This is a genomic window from Streptomyces sp. CG 926, assembly GCF_003148825.1.
GTDB lineage: Bacteria > Actinomycetota > Actinomycetes > Streptomycetales > Streptomycetaceae > Streptomyces.
On sequence record NZ_QGGZ01000032.1, the window covers coordinates 1 to 7,141 of the forward strand.

General features: G+C 70.2%; 6 protein-coding genes, 1 rRNA gene and 1 pseudogene. 4 read left to right on the plus strand and 4 right to left on the minus strand.

Annotated features, from left to right (window positions below; all coding sequences use genetic code 11):
* Positions 1-457 precede the first annotated feature (457 nt).
* The 3 genes from BCL76_RS38255 to BCL76_RS38270 form a co-directional block, all read right to left on the minus strand.
* Positions 458-769 (minus strand): hypothetical protein, encoded by a 312-nt coding sequence (locus BCL76_RS38255; protein WP_146228529.1) that lies wholly within the window; start codon positions 767-769, stop codon positions 458-460.
* A 291-nt stretch (positions 770-1,060) separates the two neighbouring features.
* Entirely contained in the window at positions 1,061-1,582 is a 522-nt protein-coding gene (locus tag BCL76_RS38265) for an immunity 21 family protein (protein ID WP_109784106.1), read from the minus strand.
* A gap of 27 nt (positions 1,583-1,609) precedes the next feature.
* Positions 1,610-2,542, minus strand: a complete 933-nt coding sequence (locus tag BCL76_RS38270; protein WP_109784107.1) for a quinone oxidoreductase family protein — start codon at positions 2,540-2,542, stop codon at positions 1,610-1,612.
* 96 nt (positions 2,543-2,638) lie between these two features.
* Between BCL76_RS38270 and BCL76_RS38275 the strand changes: the two genes are divergently transcribed.
* The 4 genes and pseudogenes from BCL76_RS38275 (at position 2,639) to BCL76_RS38285 (ending at position 5,786) form a co-directional block, all read left to right on the plus strand.
* Complete coding sequence (locus BCL76_RS38275; protein WP_109784108.1) at positions 2,639-3,070, plus strand: MarR family winged helix-turn-helix transcriptional regulator; 432 nt, start codon at positions 2,639-2,641, stop codon at positions 3,068-3,070.
* A gap of 129 nt (positions 3,071-3,199) precedes the next feature.
* Positions 3,200-3,388 (plus strand): annotated as a pseudogene (locus BCL76_RS40595) (hypothetical protein); the annotation flags it as partial.
* Positions 3,389-3,607: 219 nt separating this feature from the next.
* Positions 3,608-3,886: a hypothetical protein gene (locus BCL76_RS38280; RefSeq protein WP_146228530.1), complete on the plus strand. Its 279-nt coding sequence runs from the start codon at positions 3,608-3,610 to the stop codon at positions 3,884-3,886.
* 646 nt (positions 3,887-4,532) lie between these two features.
* Positions 4,533-5,786 carry an MFS transporter gene (locus tag BCL76_RS38285; RefSeq protein ID WP_109784110.1) on the plus strand — a complete coding sequence of 418 codons (1,254 nt, stop codon included), beginning with the start codon at positions 4,533-4,535 and terminating at the stop codon, positions 5,784-5,786.
* A gap of 1,262 nt (positions 5,787-7,048) precedes the next feature.
* Here the strand turns inward: BCL76_RS38285 and rrf are convergent.
* Positions 7,049-7,141 (minus strand): 5S ribosomal RNA (gene rrf, locus BCL76_RS38295); the annotation flags it as partial.

Sequence of the window (7,141 nt, forward strand, 5' to 3'; positions counted from 1 at the left end):
TCATCCACCGAAGTGGACGGGGTATCAACTTCTGGCGTTGATTTTTGGCACGCTGTTGAGTTCTCAAGGAACGGACGCTTCCTTTGTACTCACCCTCTCGGGCTTTCCTCCGGGCTTTCGTTCTGTTCTTGCGTTTCCGACTCTATCAGACTCTTTCGTGTCCGACTTCCTCGGCGCTTTCCAGGTTTTCGCTTTCGCGCTTTCCCTTTCCGGCGGTTCCGACTCTATCAGAAGTTCTCCACCGGATTTCCCCGGCTTCGGATTCCTGAAGAATCGAGTGCACCCCACACGGAATTGCATTCCTCGGGGGGGGGTGGGCTGCCGAACTTGTCCAGTTCGAGGCAACCGTTTGACTCTACAACTCGGCCTGGGGAGTGTCAAAACGGCCGGAGCACCTGCTGTCGGGCTGCCCCTGGAGGCCGGCCCGCGCCGACAGAGCTTCGGCCTGTTTGCCTGGTCAGGGACGGCAGGACCGCTGCTCTCGGAGGGCACGTACGGGTGCTGCGACGGAACGAAGCCGCTCGGCAACGGGGCTGTCGGGTTCCAGGCCTGCCACGAGCCGCTCCCGGAGGTCGGCCGGGGTGTCCGTCCGGGCGGCTATCGCGTTGCGGACGAACATGTCCGGATCTTCCGCCAGGAGGTCGCGCAGACCGGTGGTCAGGTCCGGATGAGCTGCGACGGCTTCCCGCACGTCGGAATCCGGGTCGGTGTCCGTCAGCAGCATCCTGCGCACCGCGTCGGGCACGTCCCGCCCCGCTGGATCACCCATGACCGCACGCTGCCTTCCGGGTTGGCGGCCAGGCGGGCCAGGTGCTTCGGCGGGAGTCGGTCGTTCATCGTGAGGAAGGACCGCACGGACGGATCGGGGTCGTCCGCCAGGCGAGCCAGTACCCCGGGCGGCTCGTCACGCAGCAGCGCCGCCGAGCGGCGGGCGCCCGGGTGCCGCAGCAAGCGGCGCAGCAGGTCGGCCGGAAGATCCTCTTGGGTTGCCAGAGCGTTGAGTTCGGCATCCAGATCCAGGGACCGCAGGGTAGGCCGCGGTCCGGACGTCCGGGAGCGATTACGGCAACGGGAGCAGCTGGACCAGTCGGACCAGCTGGAACTCGGTGTCGAGGTTCGGCCGCGCCAGGGCGGACCGGACCTCGTAGCGTCCGGGCGTGAGCTCCACCCGTGCGTGGTTGTCGGGCTCCACCTCGGAGCCGGGCCAGGCGGAGTCGAACAGTACGACCGGCCCCGGGACGTGCCAGACCTGTCCGTCCTCCCAGGCCGCGTCCTCCAACGCCGCTTCGACGCTGCCCAGCAGCTCCGCCTCCGACTCGGCCGCCACCCAGCGCACGAAGACCCCGTGCTCCGGTAGGTACGTCGTCGACGCGGGCTCGTCCCCCAGCACCAGCGCCTGGGACGGGCCCACCGTGAGCAGTCCGGTGTCGCCGACCACCGCGCAGGCCCTGTCGTAGTCGGACTCCGGGCCTTCGCCGTCCGCCCCCTCCCACCGCGTCAGCACCTCGGCCGGCACCACCACCAGTGGCCCGCCGCCGGACTCCACCCAGTCGACCAGTCCTGGATCCGCATATCTCGCCATGCCGCGAGGTTAGAGGTCGGCCCGCACTCAGGTGACCAGAACGACCTTGCCGAGGTTGCGGCGCTGCTCGATGAGCGCGTGGGCGCGGTCCGCCTCGGCGAGGGGGATCTCCTCGTGCACGACCGTGCGCAGGGTGCCCGCCGCCCGCAGCTGCCAGAGTTCGCGCAACCAGCACTCGTACAGTGCGGGCTTGCCGGTCGCGATGGCCCGTATCTGGAAGCCGATCATCGATGCGCCGCGCACCAGGAGTTCGTACGCCTCGACCGTGCCGCCCCCGGAGCTGAAGGCCACCAGGCGGCCGCCCGTCGCCAGGGACCGTACGGCGGGGCCGAGCAGGTCGCCGCCGACGCCGTCGAGGATCGCGTCGTACGGGCCGCTCCAGTCGGCGTCCCCGTACAGGACGACTTCGTCGGCGCCCAGGCCGCGGACGAACTCCGCCTTGTCCGCGCTACTGACGGCCGCGACGACGCGTCCGGCGCCGCCGGCTTTCGCGTACTGCAGGGCGAGCGTGCCCACCGCGGAGGCCGCGGCCGTCACCAGGACCGATTCGCCGGGTTCCACGCGCGCGGCCTCGTACGCGCCGCGGGCCACCAGCCCACTACGGGCGAGCGCGACCGCCTCGACGGCGCCGGCGTCGTCCGGGATACGGGAGGTCATCGCGGTGTGGAGCACGGCGTACTCGGCGTAGGCGTCGGCGAAACACAGTCCGGTGACGCGGTCCCCGGCGCGGTAGCCGGTGACGCCCGGGCCGGTGGTGACGACCGTCCCGGCCACTTCGCCGCCGAGGGAGACGGGCTCACCGCCCTCCCGCGCCTCCCGCACCTTGCGCACGGTCGGCAGGGTCACTCCGACCGCCTCGACCCGGACCAGCAGCTCGCCGGCCCCTGCCGTGGGTACGTCGACCTCCTCGGCGGACAGCACCTCCGGACCGCCGTCGACCTCATGGCGTATGCGCAGCACAGGACCTCCCCAATACCTCGGAGCATTTTCATTGGACGTCCCAACGATAACGTCAAAGTCGTGGGGATGTCCAACGACTTTCGGTAGGGTGGGCCCATGACCTCGGCCCTCCAGCACATCCAGTCCCTGCCCTCCTGGCTCGTCGGCCGCGTCGCGGCGCGCGGCCGCGAGTTGGTCGCGGCGGCAATCGCCGCGGAAGGGCTGAAGCTCATGCACCACGCGGTGCTGGCCGCGACCGCCGAGTACGGGCCCGTCGCCCAGGCCGACTTGGGCCGCCGGCTCGCCGTCGACCCCAAGGACATGGTCGGCATGCTCAACCACCTCCAGGAGGCGGGCCTCGTGCTGCGCGCCCCCGACCCCGACGACCGCCGCAAGAACGCCGTCACCGTCACCCCGGAGGGGACGGCCGTACTCGCCCGCTGCGCGGCCCTGGCCGAAGCCGCCAACGCCGAGTTCCTCGCGCCGCTCCCCCCTGCCGAGCGTCAGCACCTGGTGGCCCTGCTGACCCGGCTCCACGAGGCCCCGTAGCTCCGTCACCAGCTCCGCCGCACGCCGAAACAGCGCGTGAGGGGCGGATGGACAAGATGACCATCAGCGAGCGAAGCAGACCGCCACCCACTCGGACTCTGGGCCGCCGATTGCGTCGAGCGGGCCCTCCCGCTCTTCGACACGAAGGCTCCCTCCGACCCCCGCCCTCGCGAGGCGATCGAGGACATCCGGGCCTTCGTCGGCGAGGCGCGTGAACCGCGCTTCTACGCTCCCTCGCCTGGGCCGCCCACACGGCGGCGCGGGAGATCGAGGACCCGGCGGCCCCGGCCGCCGCCCGCTCCGGATGCCGGCCCGTGAACTTGGTCGCAGCCGGCCGGCCACGCTCCCCTACGAACTGGGACGGCGCCCGAGCGGCTCCCCTCTCGGGCGGTAGCGAGGCACAACTCCCGCCCAGGTAAACCGACATGGGAGAGACTTTCGGCTCGAGCCTCGGTGGTCTCCCGAGACGAAAGTCGCGCACACGATCATCCTTCGTGTGTACGGAGGCCACCGCCCCGGGCCCCTAGCGTGATCAGCATGACGAGTGACACGGGGGACGGGACGGACGGGCGGACGGGGCGGCGGACCGGGCGGCGGACGGCGCCGGCGATCGCGGCGGGAGTACTCACCGCGGTGGGCGTGTGCGCGATCTTCTGGTGGCAGGGCTGGCACATGCCCTTCACCGCCGCCTGGCTGTCCAGCAAGGCGGCGGTGAAGGTGGGCTTCTTCGTCGCCGCCGGAGGCTTCGCCTCCGTGACCGTGTGGTGGCAGGCGCGACGCGGGTCGCGGTCCACCCCACCCGAGAAGACGGACTGAAGCCCGGGGCGGGCCCCGCGCTGCCTACGGTGACCTCCCGAGCCTCGTGATCACCAGCTGCTCGCCCACCGCGTCGAAGACTCGGCAGCGGCCCCTCGCGCGCTGTGGAAACGTGCGACCACTCGGCGCAGGAGAGGGCGTTCGACCTTCGTGCGAGATCCGACCGTCTCGTCCAGGCGGAACGGGACGCGCTGACGGCCGAAGCCCCGCGAGCCCCTCGTGCGGGGTACGGAGCCGGGGCTCCAACCCTCTTCCAGCAGATACGGAAGGAGCTCGCACCGCATGACGCGGCACCGGGACCCACAAGAGACGGCACTACGGGACCGTTACTACGGGATCGTTCCGCGAGATGTCGAGACGCACCGGCCGGTCGACCTGCTGCCCGACCGGAAGGCATCCGGGAACGAGGTGGTCCGCCAGGACCGGACTCCGAGCCGACGACCTCGCCTCGGACGACCTCGCCGCGGACGACCTCGCCGCGGACGACCAGCGGCCGCGTCAGAGGCCGCACCAGGGCCCGGCATTCGTTCGTTTGCCGACACCGGCCTTCAGGGGATGGAACACGCGTCGAGGCCTGCGTCGCCGTTGGAGCACGCGACCTTCGTACGACCGCGGCGGGTTCTGCGGCGCTGTTAGCCTGCGGTCCATGATCAAAGGCGGCTTAGCAGGTCGAATAGGACGGATGGCGGGGGACAGCGGGCCGGAGCGCGTGCTGGTCGCCGCCAGTTTCGTCAACCGGGTCGGCAATGGTCTGTTCAACGCCGCGTCGGCGCTCTATTTCACCTTGGTCGTGGGCCTGCCTGCGGTGCAGGTCGGCGCCGCGCTCACCATCGCCGGAGTGATCGGCTTGGGCGCGGGGATACCTGGGGGGCATCTCGCTGACCGGCGCGGCGCACGCGTGATCATGATGCTGGCCCTCGCGGTCCAGGCGGTATCGATGGCGGCCCTCGTCCTCGTCGAGAGCTGGGCCGCGCTCACGATCATCGCGACGGTCGACCAGATCGCCGCGGCGGTCGGAGGGGCGGCGTGGGGGGCTCTGGTGGCCCGCGTCGGGGGTGAACGACCGGCCATGTTCCGGGCGAAGCTGCGCACCTTCGTCAACCTGGGCGTCGTCCTGGGAACGGTGGGTGCCGGGCTGGCGCTCGCCGCGGACACCCGTGGCGCCTATGTCACGCTGATCCTCGGCAACGCGGCGAGCTTCGCCCTGTGCGCGGTGCTTCTGCTTCTGCTTCCCCGCTACCCGGTGCCTGCGTCGCCGCCGAGGCAGCGGCGCTGGCTCGTCTTCGCGGACCGTCCGTTCCTGACGTTCACCGCCCTCTACGGGGCCATGGGACTGCAGTACCCGGTGGTCTCCCTGCTCCTGCCGATCTGGATCTCCGAGCACACCGAAACCCCGCGTTGGACGGTGGCCGCGCTGTTCGCAGTCAATTCCGCCTTCTGTGTACTGATGCAGAGCAGGATCGGCTCGCGTATCGAGACCCCGTACGACGGCGGCAGGGCGTTTCGCATTGCGGGACTGCTCTTCCTCGTCAGCTGCCCGATGATGGCGCTGACCGCGTACGCCCCCGTCTGGGCGGCAGCAGGGCTGGTCCTGGCCGCGATCTTCGTCCATAGCCTGGGAGAGGTCTGGGAGTCATCGGCGGGCTTCGCCCTGGGGTTCGGTCTTGCCCCCGACCATGCCCAGGGCCAGTACCAAGGTGCCCTCGGCCTCGGCTTCAACGCGGGCCAGGCTCTTGCCCCGGCGATCCTCACCACGGTGGTACTCGGCCTCGGCACGGCGGGCTGGCTGCTGCTGGCGTTGTTCTTCGCGATGCTCGGCGCTGCCGGCCCCTCTCTTGCCCGCTGGGGCATGCGGACCCGGCCGCAGCCGGGTGTTGCTGCGGAAGCGACGACGAGATGACCAGGGAGCAGGTACCAGAAGCCTTCCGCGTGGCATGGAACGGCGTGTGTGCATCGCGTGGCCGCTGAAGCAGCTATATGACACGGGTGGTCAGGCCGCCTGACCGTAGCCGTCCGGCGCGGGCGGGGCGTCACCGCGCGGCGGGCTGAAGTCGACGTCCAGACGCGGGTCGTACACCTCGAGCACGAAGCCGAGCTCATGGGTGGAGTACGCGCCGAAGCCGCGGACGTACCCGGTCAGGCACGCCGAGCTACGAGCCAGACCTCGGGGGCGATGAGGTAGCCCTCCTCCTGGAGCCGGCGCACGATCCCGGCGATGTCCGGGGCGTTGTGGAAGATCACCGCCTTCGTGAGCATCGCGTTGAATTCCGCGGTCTTCTCCTCCTCGACGGGACCTTGTCGGTGATGACGTCGAGCGCGAGACGCTCCACCAGTCTGTGGTCACGCCCCCCGGCCTGTCCGCAGCGTCCGCCTCACCGGCGAAGTCCGTGATCTTCCCCGAGGCGACGCCGACGAGCCACAGCCGGTCTCGCCCAGCTCGTCCACCCACCCAAGGTGCTCGGCCTGGGCACGGAAGTGCGACCACGTCGGGGCCTTCGCTGCCTGCTTCAGCCTGTTGTACTTCGTGGTGCCGGAAGTGTCCGACTCGGACAGCAGCGCCGGCAGTTGTTCCCGGAGGCCCTCGCTGAGCTGGCCGTAGACGCCCATGCAGATCGGGGTGTTCACCTCGGTACGGACCTTCGCCGAAGAACGGGGCCCGGTCTCGGCAGACCACCCCGATCCCGGGCCGAGAAGCTCTCGTCGACGCCGACGTGGTCGAGTCCGAGGACCTGGGCGAAGGCCTCGCAGAGGACCTGGGCCGGCCACGCGGCCGGAGTCGCAACCTCGCGGTCCGGCAGCAGGTCGACCGGACGACGGGTTTCGACGTCCACGAGGACGGTGCGTGCCGTAGCGGCGGCCCTTGCGGGTGGCGTACTCGTCGACTCCGACCACCCGCGGCGCCGGAACGGCCGGCTCGGGCAGCGCATCGACCAGACGCAACACCGTGCGTGCGACTGGACCTTCGCTCCGAGGACACCGGTCAGGCGGGCGCCCGGCCGGCCCGGCCCGCGAAGATGCACCGCCGGACTCGCAGCCGCAGTCCGCAAAGACCGCAAAGACTGAAAGGCCATAGGAGGTTCGATCGGGCCGACTGGCCCGTGAACGCAGAAAAGCCCCGCACCGAACCCTTACGGGTTGGTGCGGGGCTTTCCCACAATGATTGTTCGGCGGCGTCCTACTCTCCCACAGGGTCCCCCCTGCAGTACCATCGGCGCTGAAAGGCTTAGCTTCCGGGTTCGGAATGTAAACCGGGCG